Source organism: Psychrobacter sp. AOP30-A2-5, assembly GCF_052378115.1.
Classification (GTDB): Bacteria; Pseudomonadota; Gammaproteobacteria; order Pseudomonadales; family Moraxellaceae; genus Psychrobacter.
In genome coordinates this window covers 56,341-72,430 of the sequence record NZ_JBQSXK010000006.1, presented here as the reverse complement: position 1 = coordinate 72,430, position 16,090 = coordinate 56,341, and the positions used below count along the sequence as shown (strand labels likewise).

At 44.4% G+C, this 16,090-nt stretch carries 14 protein-coding genes; 9 read left to right on the top strand and 5 right to left on the bottom strand.

Annotated elements, in window-relative coordinates:
* Window positions 1-108 precede the first annotated feature (108 nt).
* Both ACT3S4_RS06415 and ACT3S4_RS06410 read left to right on the top strand, forming a co-directional pair.
* Window positions 109-933 carry a thiazole synthase gene (locus ACT3S4_RS06415; RefSeq protein WP_087814573.1) on the top strand — a complete coding sequence of 275 codons (825 nt, stop codon included), beginning with the start codon at window positions 109-111 and terminating at the stop codon, window positions 931-933.
* A gap of 113 nt (window positions 934-1,046) precedes the next feature.
* Window positions 1,047-2,486 carry a WS/DGAT/MGAT family O-acyltransferase gene (locus ACT3S4_RS06410; RefSeq protein ID WP_087814572.1) on the top strand — a complete coding sequence of 480 codons (1,440 nt, stop codon included), beginning with the start codon at window positions 1,047-1,049 and terminating at the stop codon, window positions 2,484-2,486.
* A gap of 53 nt (window positions 2,487-2,539) precedes the next feature.
* Here ACT3S4_RS06410 and ACT3S4_RS06405 read toward each other — a convergent pair whose 3' ends face one another.
* Both ACT3S4_RS06405 and dxs read right to left on the bottom strand, forming a co-directional pair.
* A complete protein-coding gene (locus tag ACT3S4_RS06405) occupies window positions 2,540-3,367 on the bottom strand; it encodes an inositol monophosphatase family protein (protein ID WP_444760735.1) in 828 nt (275 codons plus the stop codon).
* A gap of 352 nt (window positions 3,368-3,719) precedes the next feature.
* Window positions 3,720-5,777, bottom strand: a complete 2,058-nt coding sequence (gene dxs / locus ACT3S4_RS06400) for a 1-deoxy-D-xylulose-5-phosphate synthase (protein ID WP_444760734.1) — start codon at window positions 5,775-5,777, stop codon at window positions 3,720-3,722.
* 554 nt (window positions 5,778-6,331) lie between these two features.
* On the opposite strand from dxs, the gene ribA reads away from it, so the two are divergent.
* From ribA to ACT3S4_RS06385, 3 genes are all read left to right on the top strand, one after another.
* Entirely contained in the window at window positions 6,332-7,003 is a 672-nt protein-coding gene (gene ribA, locus ACT3S4_RS06395) for a GTP cyclohydrolase II (RefSeq protein WP_045452548.1), read from the top strand.
* Between the two features lie 30 nt (window positions 7,004-7,033).
* Window positions 7,034-8,041: an oxygen-dependent coproporphyrinogen oxidase gene (hemF, locus tag ACT3S4_RS06390; protein ID WP_238034529.1), complete on the top strand. Its 1,008-nt coding sequence runs from the start codon at window positions 7,034-7,036 to the stop codon at window positions 8,039-8,041.
* 413 nt (window positions 8,042-8,454) lie between these two features.
* Complete coding sequence (locus ACT3S4_RS06385) at window positions 8,455-8,925, top strand: c-type cytochrome (RefSeq protein WP_201501901.1); 471 nt, start codon at window positions 8,455-8,457, stop codon at window positions 8,923-8,925.
* Window positions 8,926-9,036: 111 nt separating this feature from the next.
* On the opposite strand, the gene ACT3S4_RS06380 is transcribed toward ACT3S4_RS06385, so the two are convergent.
* From ACT3S4_RS06380 to ACT3S4_RS06370, 3 genes are all read right to left on the bottom strand, one after another.
* Window positions 9,037-10,023: a mechanosensitive ion channel family protein gene (locus ACT3S4_RS06380; RefSeq protein ID WP_444760733.1), complete on the bottom strand. Its 987-nt coding sequence runs from the start codon at window positions 10,021-10,023 to the stop codon at window positions 9,037-9,039.
* Between the two features lie 115 nt (window positions 10,024-10,138).
* Complete coding sequence (gene gloA, locus ACT3S4_RS06375; protein WP_444760732.1) at window positions 10,139-10,720, bottom strand: lactoylglutathione lyase; 582 nt, start codon at window positions 10,718-10,720, stop codon at window positions 10,139-10,141.
* 152 nt (window positions 10,721-10,872) lie between these two features.
* Window positions 10,873-11,511 carry a carbonic anhydrase gene (locus tag ACT3S4_RS06370; protein ID WP_045443399.1) on the bottom strand — a complete coding sequence of 213 codons (639 nt, stop codon included), beginning with the start codon at window positions 11,509-11,511 and terminating at the stop codon, window positions 10,873-10,875.
* A 492-nt stretch (window positions 11,512-12,003) separates the two neighbouring features.
* Between ACT3S4_RS06370 and potA the strand changes: the two genes are divergently transcribed.
* The 4 genes from potA (at window position 12,004) to ACT3S4_RS06350 (ending at window position 15,973) form a co-directional block, all read left to right on the top strand.
* The gene (gene potA, locus ACT3S4_RS06365; protein ID WP_444760731.1) at window positions 12,004-13,266 is read left to right on the top strand and encodes a spermidine/putrescine ABC transporter ATP-binding protein PotA; all 1,263 of its coding nucleotides are present in this window, start codon (window positions 12,004-12,006) and stop codon (window positions 13,264-13,266) included.
* Window positions 13,266-14,144: a spermidine/putrescine ABC transporter permease PotB gene (gene potB, locus ACT3S4_RS06360; RefSeq protein WP_238034526.1), complete on the top strand. Its 879-nt coding sequence runs from the start codon at window positions 13,266-13,268 to the stop codon at window positions 14,142-14,144. Before potA ends, potB begins: the two co-directional genes overlap by 1 nt.
* Window positions 14,144-14,974: a spermidine/putrescine ABC transporter permease PotC gene (gene potC / locus ACT3S4_RS06355; protein ID WP_427549349.1), complete on the top strand. Its 831-nt coding sequence runs from the start codon at window positions 14,144-14,146 to the stop codon at window positions 14,972-14,974. Before potB ends, potC begins: the two co-directional genes overlap by 1 nt.
* A gap of 108 nt (window positions 14,975-15,082) precedes the next feature.
* Window positions 15,083-15,973: a LysR family transcriptional regulator gene (locus tag ACT3S4_RS06350; protein ID WP_045452563.1), complete on the top strand. Its 891-nt coding sequence runs from the start codon at window positions 15,083-15,085 to the stop codon at window positions 15,971-15,973.
* Window positions 15,974-16,090: the final 117 nt, after the last annotated feature.

The window sequence follows — 16,090 nt, the reverse complement described above, 5'->3', positions numbered from 1 at the left end:
TGGCAAACGTATTATGCTTAACTGGCTAAACCAAAAAAGACTGCAAGTAAGATTGCATGATTTTGTTATAATAGCATTTTGTTTTACTCGCCATTAGGATTTTCAGTTATGTCAGAGAACACAAGCACTGCTACTCATCCGACGCCCCTTTTACAAGACACTTTTACGGTCGGGAGTCGTACTTTTTCTTCTCGTCTGTTGGTCGGTACGGGCAAGTATAAAGATATGACTGAAACGGGCGCCGCCATTGGCGCGTCGGCAGCAGAGATTGTCACCGTTGCTATTCGTCGTACTAATATTGGACAAAACAGCAATGAGCCCAATCTACTTGATGTGATTTCCCCCGATAAATACACCATCTTACCCAACACTGCTGGTTGTTTCGATGCCGAGACTGCCATTCGTACCTGTAAGCTTGCTCGCGAGCTGTTAGGCGGGCATAATCTGGTTAAGCTTGAAGTATTGGGCGATGAAAAAACCCTCTATCCGAATGTGATGGAAACGCTAAAAGCTGCCAAAGTATTGATTGATGATGGCTTTGAGGTGATGGTTTATACCTCAGACGACCCTATCGTCGCTCAAGAATTAGAAAGTATGGGCTGTGTGGCAATTATGCCACTTGGTAGCTTGATTGGTTCAGGTCTTGGTTTGCTGAATCGTCACACCCTCAGCCTTATTATCGAAAATGCCAAAGTACCGGTATTGGTCGATGCAGGCGTTGGCACGGCCTCTGATGCAGCGCTGGCTATGGAGCTTGGCTGTGATGGCGTCCTGATGAATTCGGCGATTGCCAATGCGCAAAACCCAGTCATGATGGCCCATGCCATGAAGCATGCCATCTGGGCAGGGCGCGCGGCGTTCTTGGCGGGTCGTATGCCAATGCGTAAAATGGCGACTGCCAGCTCACCGCAAACAGGATACTTTTTTCAATAGCTTTTAAATTTAATGACCATTATTAAATTGATAGTATTTAATAAAAAGTCAGCTATAAAATAATAATAAAAGAAGTAACTTTTACTCAACTTATCGTCATAAAAGGATTTATTATGCGGCTTCTCACAGCAGTCGACCAGTTGTTTTTACTTCTTGAGTCGCGTAAACAGCCCATGCATGTTGGAGGTCTATTCCTATTCGAATTGCCAGAGAATGCGGGTAGCGGCTTTGTTTGCCAATTGGTCAAACAGATGCAAGATTCTGATGTGTCGCCTACCTTTCCTTTTAACCAAGTGCTTGAGCATTTGGCTTTTTGGAAAAAGGACAAGCATTTTGATGTTGAGCATCACTTGCATCATGTTGCCTTACCAAAGCCTGCACGGGTTCGCGAGTTGTTGATGTATGTTTCAAGAGAACATGGTCGGCTGTTGGATCGTGCCATGCCATTGTGGGAATGTCATGTGATTGAGGGTATTCAACCAGAAAACGAAGGCGACCCTGAGCGTTTTGCCCTATACTTCAAAATTCACCATTCATTGGTTGATGGCATTGCTGCCATGCGCCTTGTCAAAAAATCATTATCGCAATCGCCCACTGAGCCAGTAACGCTACCGATTTGGTCATTAATGGCACGCCATCGCAATCAAGTCGATGCGATTTTACCCAAAGAGCGCTCCGCATTACGCATCATTAAAGAGCAAATATCTACCATTAAGCCTGTATTTACCGAACTGCTGGATAATTTGAAAAATTACGGTGATGACAGCTATGTCGGTACTTTTGATGCGCCGATGAGTGTGCTTAATAAACGCATTTCAGCATCACGGCGTATAGCCGCGCAGTCTTATGATATTCAGCGTTTTAATGATATTGCTGAGCGACTAAATATCAGTAAAAACGATGTGGTTCTGGCGGTATGTGCGGGTGCCATTCGTCGTTACCTCATATCCATGGATGCGCTGCCTAGCAAGCCGCTCATTGCTTTTGTACCGATGTCGCTACGTACGGATGACAGTGTGGCAGGCAATCAATTATCCTTTGTACTGGCCAATTTGGGCACGCATTTAGATGATCCTTTGAGCCGAATCAAACTGATTCATCGCAGTATGAATAACGGCAAACGCCGCTTTCGACGTATGAATCAAGCCCAAGTGATTAACTACAGCGTGATTGCCTATGCTTGGGAAGGTATCAACTTAGCGACCAGTCTATTTCCCAAAAAACAGGCGTTTAACCTGATTATCTCTAATGTACCTGGTTCTGAAAAACCGCTATATTGGAATGGTGCACGTTTACAATCGTTGTACCCTGCTTCTATTGTCTTCAATGGTCAAGCAATGAATATCACCCTTGCTAGTTATCTAGATAAGATTGAATTTGGGATTACGGCTTGTAGTAAGGCACTACCACATGTACAAGAAATGCTGACGCTTATTGAAGAAGAGTTGCAACTGTTGGAAACTACTAGTAAAGCGCTTAAGTTCCAAGGCATTACGGTTGAAGATAAAAGTGGCTATAAGAATAATGGTAAAACAAAAAAGCTGGCGCCATAATGGAACCAGCTTTTTAGTGTTAAGTTGTCTTAATAATTATACTTAAGTGGTGCTTAAAATGCATCACCCCACGTTGGGACAACCACTTGCATCAATGGCTTCAATAACTTAATGTTACAGGCGAAAATAGAGCCTGAAGTCATTGAGTTGTGTGCGCCTGTATGGTCAACCACCACGCCACGTGCTTCGGTCACGATAAGCTCACCTGCCGCGATATCCCAAGGCTTAATTGACATCTCAAAATAACCATCAAAACGACCAGCAGCGACATAACATAAATCAAGCGCAGCTGAGCCTAAACGACGAACTTGACCGCCTGCTTCAGAGATTTTCTGTAAGCTTTCAAAATGCTGCTTGGCATAAGAAATGATTTCGCCATTGCGCTTACGCTCAAGCGGATGACCAGTGGTAAATAGACCGCCATCAATCGTTCTGCGCTCGCTCACTTGCATACGGCGATTGTTCAAGCGCGCGCCTTTACCACGGCTAGCAGAGAACATCTCATCACGGACAGGATCATAGATCACGCCATGTTGGGTTACGCCTTTATGCTGTACGGCGATAGACACACAAAACTGCGGCACACCATGGACGAAGTTTTTGGTGCCATCTAGCGGATCAATAATCCAGCACCAGTCTGCATCTTCACCGCGACCTTCTTGCATACCAAACTCTTCACCCAAGTACGAGTGATTTGGATAGCTGGCTTTTAGGGTTTCAATCGTCAGCTCTTCGCTAAAGCGATCAATACGGGTAACCAATCCATCAAGCCCTTTTGACTCAATATCCAACTCGATTTTATGGCGGTTTTGATGCGCATATAAAATCTCTTTACCAACTTTTTCAGCAGTACGTGCTGCGATGACGACCATGGGTTCCATAAATAACCTATTTGCTTGATGAATGAATGTCAAAAATAAGACGAACTCTGTGCCCACAACATGCCAATCAGCCGCTGCATCACACTGTATTTATACGATTAAAAAAATGCGCCATTTAAAAGCGATGATCGCATTATACTAAAATTGTTCGATAAAAAACGAAAAAAACCATGACGTTCGCCAAACCAACCCAAATTCTGGTGGTCATCACAAACTGCGTAAGTTGTAAAAAAGTCAGCACCTACGACTAAGTAGGCGTTCGCTCTATCGATCGAGCTTTTATCTATTTAACCAATACTCTGTCCAAATGACAGCTAGAAACTTTAAAAACGTTCAAAGGTATAACTTAAACTTACAACAGCAACTTTTCAAGCTGCCTTACCACACCATTAACATCTAAACCACAATCAGCCATTTGCTCTGCTTGTGAACCATGGGCGACAAAGCGATCTGGAATGCCGATATTAATAACGGCAGGACGGTTGTCTTTAAAGGCTGGCGATTCGTTAAGCAAATACTCATTTACCGCACTGCCCGCGCCGCCCATAATCATGTGCTCTTCCAAAGTCGCAATGTGTGTAATACCTTGCTCTAATAACTTTTCTAATAATGCCGTGTCTAAAGGTTTTACCCAGCGCATATTAATGACATGTACCTGACAGTCTGATGCTATATCATTGTCAATTAGGCTTTCTGCCGCTTGCTGAGCCGTCGCAACCATGGTGCCAAATGCGAGTAGCGCCAGCTTTTTAGGCGCATCCTCACTACCTAATACCGACTCTATCACTGCCTCGCCAACGTTATAAGTCTGTGCTGGCGATGCGATAACTGCGCCAGTACCGACACCGCGCGGATAGCGTACTGCCGTGCAGCCTTGATATTCATAGCACGTATTAAGCAAATGGTAGCATTCGTTTTCATCTTTTGGCGCGGCGATCAGCATATTGGGCACGCAGCGTAAAAAGGCAAAATCGAATACGCCTGCATGCGTTGCACCGTCTTCACCGACTAAACCTGCTCGGTCAATAGCAAACATCACATCAAGGTTTTGCAAAGCCACATCATGAATCAGCTGATCATAGCCACGTTGCAAAAACGTCGAATAAATCGCCACAATCGGTTTGACGCCTTGGGTTGCCATACCAGCAGCCAGTGTGACTGCGTGTTGCTCAGCGATGGCTACATCAAAAAACCGCTCTGGAAATTGACGGGCAAAATCAATCATCCCCGATCCTTCTTCCATAGCAGGTGTGACGGCAAGCAGCTTATCGTCTTCAGCAGCCTTATCACATAAGAATTGCCCAAATACTTGCGAGTATTTTAACGCAGGTTTGGTGCTGGGCAATGATTTTTCTGTGGCGACAGCCTGAGTATCAGTCTTGATTTCGACAGGGAGCTTGCTGATAGCATGATAGCCGACAGGATCTAACTCAGCTGGGGCAAAACCTTTGCCTTTGGTGGTATAAATATGGACTAAAACAGGCCCTTTTATCTGCTTGGCAAGTGACAATACCCGCAGTAGCTCAGGGATATTGTGACCATCAAAAGGACCAAAGTAGGTAAAACCAATCGCTTTAAATAAATTGTCTTCTAACTGCGGCACATCACGCATCTCTTTGTGACGCTTACGGCGATCAAAGCCTTGCATGTCAGGGCGCTGGCATAGTACTGGCTCGCCTGCATCAGAGATATCAACCTGATACCCTGACTCCCACAGCATCGCTAAATGCCGTGAAAAACCACCGATAGAACAAGAGATCGACATATCATTGTCATTCAAAATGACCAATAAATCCGCATCTTGTTGCACCGCATCATTCATCGCTTCAAACGCCATACCACCGGTCATTGCACCATCACCAATGATACAAGCGACGGTTTGCGCGCGACCTTGATAACGCAGTGCTAAGCTCATGCCTAAACCAGCTGAGATTGACGTCGATGAATGACCAACGCCAAAGGTATCGTAAACGGATTCTGCACGCTCAGGAAAAGCAGTCAAACCATCTTTTGAGCGAATCGTCGCCAACTGGTCACGGCGACCCGTCAAGACCTTATGGGCATAGGCTTGATGACCCACGTCCCAAACGATTTGATCTTGCGGCGTATCTAGTAAGTAATGCAGCGCAATGGTCAACTCAACCACGCCCAAATTGGCACCAAAATGCCCACCGCTTTGACCTGCTGAATACAATAGAAATAGCCGCAGCTCATCAGCCAAGGTGATAAGTTGAGCGGTTGTCAGAGTATTAAGATCAGCTGGCGCTGCAATGCTATCCAGCAAAGGCGTATCAGGACGGACGCGTGGAATCACAGTATAAGTCTGCTGTAAATTCGACAGCTGGGCAGCAGAATCGACAGCTGGCATAGATACGGACTGAGACTGTGGGGAATGAGGTGACTGCTGCATAAACCGTACGATACCTACCAATCTGCTGACAAGACAGCCTCTTAGTGCATAATGCTACCTAAGTGACGTCAATAATATCTACACCATTATTGGTGTAATCGACCATATAACTGTTCATAAATTTATTCAGGCAGCCTCTATGTCTTTATATAAACATATAGAAGCTGCGCCGAATAGCACATACGCTGCCTTAATAGACAGCGATGGAGCTTTGCTTCGGCGCTTTCATAACAAGGGATAATATTATGCCTTATTATTCTGCATCAATATTGGATGTTAGTGACGACATAGTAATGTAAGGGCAAAGACTTGTCACTGTATCCGTCAAAATAGTATGGCATAATAGCATTTATTTTTAATTGTCGCTTTAATCATCGTGCGTCGTTTGTGAACTTTGTGTGTTTTTATAATAAAGACAATCAGCATGCACTCTTTACGAATGAATTATACTGGCATTATCCTACTTTCATCATGCAGCTAGGATGTCATCGCTGTTTTAATATGGTTAAAAAAGACCCTCTACCGCCACGCTTATCGGCTTATGCAGGACATTAATGTCATATCAATTTATTACCAGTGCCAAACTACCTACTCGTCACGGCGAGTTTGATATTCATATCTTTGAGAACGACGAAGGTCAAGAGCATGTGATGCTGACTGTCGGTCTGCCTGTCGTCGATCAACATACGGCGGACAACTCACCGAGTCAAACGGACGCCACGCGAGCAGAAAAAACCATTCCATTGATTCGTATTCATTCAGAATGCTTGACGGGCGATGCTTTTAGCTCATTAAAATGTGACTGTGGGCCGCAGCTCAACACGGCGATGCAAGCAATACAAGAGACTGGCTGCGGGGCGATATTATACTTGCGCCAAGAAGGTCGCGGTATTGGTCTGACCAATAAGATTCGCGCTTACGCCCTGCAAGACCAAGGTCATGATACTTTAGATGCCAACCTCATGTTGGGCTTACCCGCTGATGCGCGCATTTATGATATGTGCGGCCCGATGCTCGCTCATATCGGTGTTGACGCCGTCAGACTCATCACCAACAATCCAGACAAAGTGGCTTATCTAACCGAGCACGGTATTAATGTCGTGGAACGCGTGCCATTATTGGTTGGGGTGAATGATATGAATGCTGAATATTTAGCGACCAAGCGCGACCGCATGGGCCATTTATTAGATAAAGATTTCAATACCGCGTTACATCTTAATAAGTAGACATCAATACACTAAATAAATAGATATTTTATGAGTATTTCAAATACAGATAATAAGACAGAGCTATCAGCGACAGACTTAACAGTGCCAGCCAATAACGACATCATGCGTGTGCGTGAATTTTTGGTCGATTTGCAAGCTCGTATCTGTCAAGCCTTAGAAGCGCAAGAGCGCGATGGCAGCAGTGATAGCCAAACGTCGGCAGTCTTTATTCCTGATGACTGGGAACGTCCTGAAGGCGGCGGCGGTCGCTCGTGTGTCCTAGCAGACGGTGAGGTGATTGAAAAAGCAGGTGTGATGTTCAGTCATATTCACGTGCATAACTTGCCTGCTTCAGCCACTGCACGCCATCCCCATATCGCTGGTCGTAAAGCCCAAGCCATGGGTGTCTCATTGGTTGTCCATCCCAAAAACCCGAATGTCCCAACCAGCCATGCCAATGTGCGTTTGTTCGTTGCTGAAGCTGAGGGCGAAGACCCTATCTGGTGGTTTGGTGGTGGTTTTGATTTGACGCCGTTTTATCCCGTACTCGCTGATTGCGTGCATTGGCATCAAGTCTGTCATGATCTGTGCGCGCCTTTTGGTGACAGCGTCTACCCTGATTTCAAGCAATGGTGTGATGAGTATTTTCACCTACGTCATCGTGATGAGCAGCGCGGTATCGGTGGCTTGTTTTATGATGATGTCAATACAGAAAGTCGCGGCTGGGACTTTGAAACCTGTTTTAATTTTATGAAGGCGGTCGGCAACGGTTATCTTGACGGTATCATGCCCATCTTTGAACAGCGTAAAGATACCCCTTATACCGAGGCACAGCGCGAATTTCAACTTTATCGCCGTGGTCGCTATGTTGAGTACAACCTTGTTTATGACCGCGGCACTTTATTTGGACTACAAAGCAATGGTCGTATCGAGTCTATCTTAGTCAGTATGCCGCCGCTTGCCAGCTGGCATTATCGCTTTGAGCCGACTGAAGGCTCGCCTGAGTTTGCATTGACCGATTTTTATCTAAAACCACGCGATTGGTTGACTCTATAGTTTGTGTGAATATAATAAAGGCTAAGATATTTATTAGCTTGTCTTTAGAGAGTATCAAGAAGGTCAGCTATCCACGCTGACCTTTTTATATGGGCGCAAATTTATATGAGCGAAAGTCACTGACTCAAAAATTACGATGATATAACAACTAAATTTACGTTCACTGCACAGATAACCGTTACAATGAAAACTATTGTTGGAAAAATCCTTTAGAAGCGAATGCGTTTCCAAAAGATGATGAGGTAATTTTTATAACAATACGCTTTATTTAAAAGCAGTATGTAAAAGAAACCTTTTAATTTAGAAGAAGTTTTTTTATAAGAAATCTTTAAGGGCAGATACTTAAAAACAGTATGTAAAGCCAGCGTTTATAAGCGCGCCTACTACTAACCAATTTTACAGGAGTAATTCACATGGCACAGGTTCATACCAACCAATCATTAAAATCTATCTTTGGCATCACATTGATGGCAGCCGCCCTAGGTCTAACGGCGTGTAGCACTGCCACTGACCCTGATGTAAAAGCCCGCCAAGATAGCATGAAAAGCTATGGTGATGCGATGGGTGTCATGGGTGATATGATGAAAGCACCTGACACCTTTGATGCCACCGTGTTCAAAGAGCAAGCCGCATTTTTAGCAGAAGACGCTGCTACGCCTTGGAGTCATTTTGAAAATAAAGAAGCCGTTGGCAATGCGACTGATGCCGTTTGGTCAAATGCCGATGGTTTTCGCGCAGAAGCAGAAAACTTTCAAAAAGTCACTGCTGAGCTGAACGCTGCTGCACAAACAGCCACTAGCATCGACGATGTCAAACCAGCCTTTGGTGAAGTTGGTGCTAGCTGTAAATCATGTCATACCGATTTTAAAGTCAAAACTGACTAAATTGTCATAAATTGATATCGTAAAAAATCCGCCATGTCATTTGATAGGGCGGATTTTTATTTCGAAAATATTGTGTAAAAGGCCGTTCTTTAAAATAACGCGCTAAACAAATTACTCTGCTACAGCTTTATTAACATCGTTATTAACATCGATCGCCTTTTGCTCATGCAATTTATTCACAATCGATGTCACTGATGGGTCACTCAAATCTATCGTGCGTATCGGGAATGGAATGTTGACACCTGCTGCATCGAGTGCGCTCTTAATCTCTACGATCACTTGATGAATCGAGGTCACTTTATTGGCTTGAGTGCCATCTTCGATAAACCAACGTACCATCAAATCAATCGTTGAATCACCAAAACCCGTAGCAATCACACTTGGCTGCGCTTGCTTCGATACGCTTTCGACTTTATCTAACGCTTGCAGAATCTCAGCTTTTGCTGCTTCGATATCATCTTCATAGCCAATACCAACAGCCACTTGCAAACGGCGCTGCTTATAGGCGGTATTGACAGTCAATGCTGAGGTATACAAATCAGAGTTGGGAATAACCACTTGCCGACCGTCATACGTCTTGATAGTCGTGGCGCGTATTTTAATATCCTCAACCGTCCCTTCATAGTCGCCTGAGACAATCTGATCACCGATGCGAAACGGCTCTGAGATCAGCAGCAAAATACCAGAGAGCAAGTTTTGAAAAATATCTTTAAAGGCAAAACCAATAGCGACGGAACCAATACCGAGTGCACCAATCAGCTTAGCAGGCGTAAATCCTGGCACGGCAATCACCATAGCAATCATAAAACCGATAAAAATGATGAGTGCGCCGCCTACTCGCTGAAACACTTTAACCAAATTCTGATGCCGACTGCGACTGCCTAAAAGTTTGTATACCACTTTTTTGAAGACAATCGATAGAAACCAAAAAACCAGAATAACAATAATTGATGCGACAAAATAAGGAATGCGTTCAACAAAGCCAACCACTATCTCATTTGCTGAATCAATGATGCTTTGATATGTCAGCACATCTGTTGTCACTGGTTCAGCCGCTATATTGGTATTTACTGTCGTTTCTGCCTCAGAGGTAGGCATCTAGATGTCACTCCTTTGGTTGGTTGGCTTTATGCTTCCATTCACTCGATTAATTGATTGTTCGACTGGGGCATGTCCTAGATTAACTGACGTATTGACATACCAGCCTGTCAAGCTAGCCCATTAAATCTGCTTGTACAATTTCAATCCAGTAGCCATCAACATCTTTGATAAAGGCAATGTTTTTCATGCTGCCATCTTCTGGACGTTTTTTGAATTCGACATTATTTTTATCAAACCAAGCAACCGCTTCATCGAGACTAGGTACGCTAAAACAGATATGTCCAAAACCTTGTGGCTCACCATTACCATCATGATAACTAAAGTCAGCTTTCGTTTCGATACCATAATTATGGGTCAATTCTAAGATGCCGCGTTGACGGAAGGCAAAGATTTCCAAATCATCACCCGCGGGCAAATTGTCGCGCTCGCTTTCGGTTAACTTGGCTAAAAAGTACAAATCAAAACCCATATCAGGGAATTTTTTGACTGCCAGCAAAGTCATACCAAGGACACCGGTATAAAACGCCAACGACTTGGCAGGATCTTTGACACGTAGCATGGTGTGGTTAAAAGTGAAACCTGTCGTCTGTACTGAGATAGGCTGCACACCATCGGTATTGACGCTGCTCGTTGGTTGAGCGATAAGTGATTCGTTATTATTATCAGTGGCTGAGCCAGTATTTGCTGTAGACATAGTCATCCTAATATTGACAAAATAGAGAGTTTAAAAGCAAGCGCGTGAATATTTTTTACGCGCTTGACCCTTTTATCATAATAAAAAATCGCGAAAGCATTGAGTGGGTTTTGTAAGAGCGCACACTGGGTGCTACCCATTTAACCGATTAATTAGCTGTCTAAGAAACGTACTTTTCCTGTCTCTAAATCATACTCTGCACCCACGACCAGCAATTGACCACTATTGGTTAAGTCCTCTAATGCCCGCGAGCCATGTTTGAGCTGGCTAACTGACATACGGACGTTGGCGCGGATAGAGCGATCGACCAACTCGTCTGCGTCGACATCTTGACCATTGGCAGTGGCAAGCTCATGCAAGTTATAAACGCTTGGGCGAATGCGATCGACAATCGACTGCAAGTTGGGCGAATAGTTTTTCTCAGGATTGATCAGTGTCTCAACACAAGCCGTGACAGCACCGCAATGTGAGTGCCCAAGCACGACCACCAATTTTGTACCGAACTTTTCGGCCGCAAACTCAATCGAGCCGATCTGTGAAGGCGCGACGACATTACCAGCGACTCGAATAACGAACAAATCACCCAAGCCTTGATCAAATACAATCTCAACTGGTACTCGTGCATCCGAGCAACCCAAAATAATGGCCAAGGGATCTTGATCTTTAACCAATTCAGGTCGTCTTTGCATTGTTGGGTCAGTGGTGGTCAAACTATCTATGTAGCGCATATTGCCTTCTTTTAAAAGCGCAAGAGCTTCTTGACCAGTTTTCGGGCGTGTATCGTTAGGCATAAGACATCCTTTATCATTAATAATATTAGCGTTATAAACAGCTTTCCACACATGTATTCAAACATAGATTTGCGAATGGCTACTAACCTATCAGGCGCATTATGTTTGTCTGCCATACCGTGATTGTATAGGAATAAAAACCAAAAAATGTTAAAAAATTTTGTTTAAATATCGTCATAGAATGGCAGTTATTGCCAATCATACAGAATTATAAAGTTGGCAGTAAGACTGAAAAACAGAAATGCATTAGCCAAAACCGAGCATCAAACAGACAACACCGAACTATCAAGCATCAACAGCCATTGACAGCGTAACCGTGTTGCTCGCAGAACTTATAACGAACTTGCACTGATTTATATCAAGGGTTTGTTATAATACGCGGCGACCAAATCGGGTTTACACCCATCGCTTATATCCATATCAAATCACCTTGACGACAGTGTCCTAAATAAATAGCTGTACTGCGATGTCGGACACGTAGGAATAAATATTATGACCAATTCACCGCCAAATATGCACAGAGCCTCTGCATCAGCTCAAGATGACAAAGTACTACTGCAACTGACTGGTCTAAAAAAAACCTATGATCAAACTGAAGTATTAAAAGACATCAATCTTGATATCAAGCACGGTGAATTTTTGACGCTGCTTGGTCCATCAGGCTGCGGTAAAACAACCTTACTGCGCCTAATCGCTGGTTTTGAGCAGCCAAACGCTGGGGCAATTTATCTAGACGGCGTACAGATGGCAGGCTTGCCAGCGGATAAACGTCCCGTGAACACAGTGTTTCAGCAATATGCGTTGTTTCCACATATGAGTGTCGCGCAAAACGTTGCTTACGGGCTTAAGCTCAAAAAAGTACCCAAAGATGAGATCCAAACCCGCGTGCGCGAGATTCTCGCCATGGTACAGCTGGAGCATTTAGCCAATCGCAGGCCACAAGACTTGTCTGGTGGTCAGCAGCAGCGTGTCGCCATTGCACGAGCCGTCATCAATCGTCCTAAACTGTTGCTACTTGATGAGCCCCTATCTGCGCTCGATCATAAGCTGCGTTTACAAATGCAATCTGAGCTTAAACGGCTGCAACGAGAGCTTGGCATCACTTTTGTATTTGTCACCCACGATCAAGAAGAAGCGCTATCGATGTCGGATCGTATCGCCGTGATGAAAGATGGCACTTTTCAGCAAATCGGCACGCCTATTGAGATTTATGAAACACCCGCGAATTTATTTACCGCCAAGTTTATCGGTGAGACCAACTTGTTTAAAGCGGAAGTCAGAGGCGTTTATCCTAACCAACCAGATCGCGACGGTCGTGTGACCAATGGCCGTATCGAAGTCGAAGTTTGTGAAGCACAAGCGCAAGATGGCCCGACCACCTTACGCAATTTACGCCGCCCTGATTTTGCTAACGATGTACAAGTGGGCGATATCGTTAATTTATTGCTACGCCCTGAAGATTTACGAATTTATGACCCCAATGATAAAGAACATGGTGGCTTACTCGGGCGAGTGATTGAAAGCAACTATAAAGGTAGCACCTTAGATTCGATTATTGAATTAGCAAACGGTCATATTATTAAGGCTTCTGAATTCTTTGATGAGGATGATCCAAGCTTTGATTACAAGTTAAATGAAGGCGTCAAAGTATCATGGGTCGATGGCTGGGAGTGGGTATTACCAGAAGACGGTACGCTTGATGATGAAGCCAATCATCAAGCTGCCAGTTTAGCTGCTCAAAAGGATATTAGCTGATGGCAGGTCATAGCTTAGGCAGCAAAAGTCCTTTTCGTACCGTAACGCTCTGGCTGATTTGGGGTTGGTTATTGATATTTGCACTATTGCCAAATATCTTAGTCATCGCTGTCAGTTTTTTGAGCCGCGATAGCAGTGCTTTTATTAGCTTGCCTGTCAGCATCGACAGCTATATACGCATGATTGATCCGCTATATTTTGGCGTATTTATTCATTCGTTATGGATGGCAGGCATCACAACCATCATCTGCTTGTTACTTGGCTACCCTTTTGCTTGGCTGATAGCCAAAGCCAAAACCCGTTGGCAGCCGCTACTCATGATGCTGTTAATACTACCATTTTGGACCAACTCGCTTGTGCGGACGTATGCACTCAAGTTACTGTTTGCCAATAATGGTTTGATTAATAAATCGCTGCTGGCAGTCGGTATCATCGATACTCCTATCGATATTTTATACACGCAAGTGGCGGTGATTGCTGGTTTGACGTATTTATTGTTCCCATTTATGGTGTTGCCGTTATACGCAGTATTTACCGATTTGCGCAATGACATGCTACTCGCTTCACAGGATTTGGGCGCATCAAAGACCCAGACTTTTTGGCATATCATATTGCCATTGACGACGCCTGGCATTATCTCAGGGGTATTATTGGTGTTGCTGCCTGCAATGGGTATGTTTTATGTGGCAGATATTTTGGGTGGTTCACGCAATTTATTGGTCGGCAATATCATCAAAAACCAGTTCTTGGATGCGCGTGACTGGCCATTTGGCGCAGCTGCCAGCGTGTTATTAACACTAGCAATGGCGGTACTATTACTCGCCTACCGTGCCAGTAGTCGCCGCATTGGCAAGACCGACTTTAATGAGGTGGCCTAATGTCTGATAGTTCACTGAATCATCAACTGAATAGCTCGGCAACTAAAAAAAGATCGTCTATTAAGATTGGCAGCATCGCGGCTAAAGGCTATCTTAGCCTCATTTATACCATGCTGTATTTGCCAATTATCGTCTTAGTCGTCATGTCCTTTAATAAGTCAAAAGTCGGCTATAACTGGGGCGGCTTTAGCTTAAAGTGGTATGAGTCGCTGTTGAATAACCAAGCGATGCTCGATGCTTTTTGGCATTCTATTGTATTAGGATTGGTCGCAGCCACCGTCTCAACTTTGATAGGAACGCTAACTGCTCTCGCGCTACATCGATATAACTTTCGCGGTAAAGGCTTATTAAATGGGTTGTTATTTGTATTAATGATGTCGCCTGAAATTGTACTCGCTATTTCATTATTGGCATTATTCTTATTAATAGGGTTGCAATTAGGGTTCGTCTCGCTGTTACTCGCGCACATTACTTTTTGCTTACCGTTTGTAGTCATCACGGTGTTTGCACGATTGAGCAGTCTGGATGAACGCTTGATGGAAGCTGCACGCGACTTGGGCGCCAATGAATCAACGATGGTGCGTACCGTGCTCATTCCTGTCATTCTGCCCGCAGTGATGGCAGGTTGGCTACTGGCATTTACCTTATCGCTCGATGATGTAGTGGTTTCAACCTTTGTCACGGGGCCCAGTTATGAGATTTTACCACTACGAATTTATTCGATGGTACGGGTAGGACTCAAACCAGAGGTCAATGCCATTGGGACGATTTTACTGGTTGCCTCGCTGATATTGGTGGTTATTTCACAGCTATTATTACGTCGACGCTAGTTTGCCATTGCTCATTTAGCATTGCTGATTAAAAATCAGACTTTGAATGAAAATCAGCGCTATATCGATTATAATGAATTTTTCTCACTTTAGCGGTTAGGTTGTCTTATGTTAGAGCTTCGTCATCTCAATACCTTAACCGCGCTGCGAGCACATGGCTCATTGGCGGCGGCTGCCGATGAATTGCACGTCACGGCTTCCGCGGTCTCGCATCAGCTAAAAGAGCTGGAAAATTATTACGATATCAGTTTGGTCAATCGCCGAACACGCCCGCTGACTTTTACGCCAGCAGGTAAAACGGTACTGGCATTGGCAGATAGCATCATGCCACAAGTGACTCGCACCAAATCCAATCTTAAGCGCTTAGCTCACGGTCAAGCAGGTAGATTACGGCTAGCCTCTGAATGTCACAGTTGCTTCGATTGGCTAATGCCGATACTCAATCATTACCGCCGCGAATGGTCAGATGTAGAGCTAGATTTTGCGACAGGTTTTGAGCCAGAGCCGCACCACTTATTGATGGAAGGTGATATCGATTTACTCATTACCACCAGCGATTTACCGATAGACGGCATCAGCTATCAGCCGTTATTTGAGTATGAAAGTCGCTTGGTGCTATCACCAACACATGATTTGGCGGCGCAGAAATTTATTGAGCCAGATGACTTAACCAATGAAACCCTGATTGCGTATCCAGTGGAAGCCAAGCGCCTCGATATTATTGCTAATTTTATGACCCCTGCGCAAGTAAGCTTTGATAGCATTCGTACCACAGAATTGACGGCGATGCTGATTCAGTTGGTGGCCAGTGAACGCGGTGTGGCGGCGTTACCTGATTGGGTGGTTGCTGAATATGAGAAAAAAGGCTGGGTCGTTTCGCGTCCATTGGGTACGGGCGTGCATTGTCAGCTCTATGCTGCGACGCGCACATCAAGCCAAGATACCGCTTATATGCAAGGATTTGCGAATTTATTAGAAGGTATTGTGAAGCCGGTGTAGTATTTCACTATCTACTAAATTATTCCAGTTAAGAAATATCATCCGCTCTCTTACGCTATGACGAGCGTTATGGTAAATAACGGTACCCTAGTGAGGACTTGAATCTTTGGCTGTAGG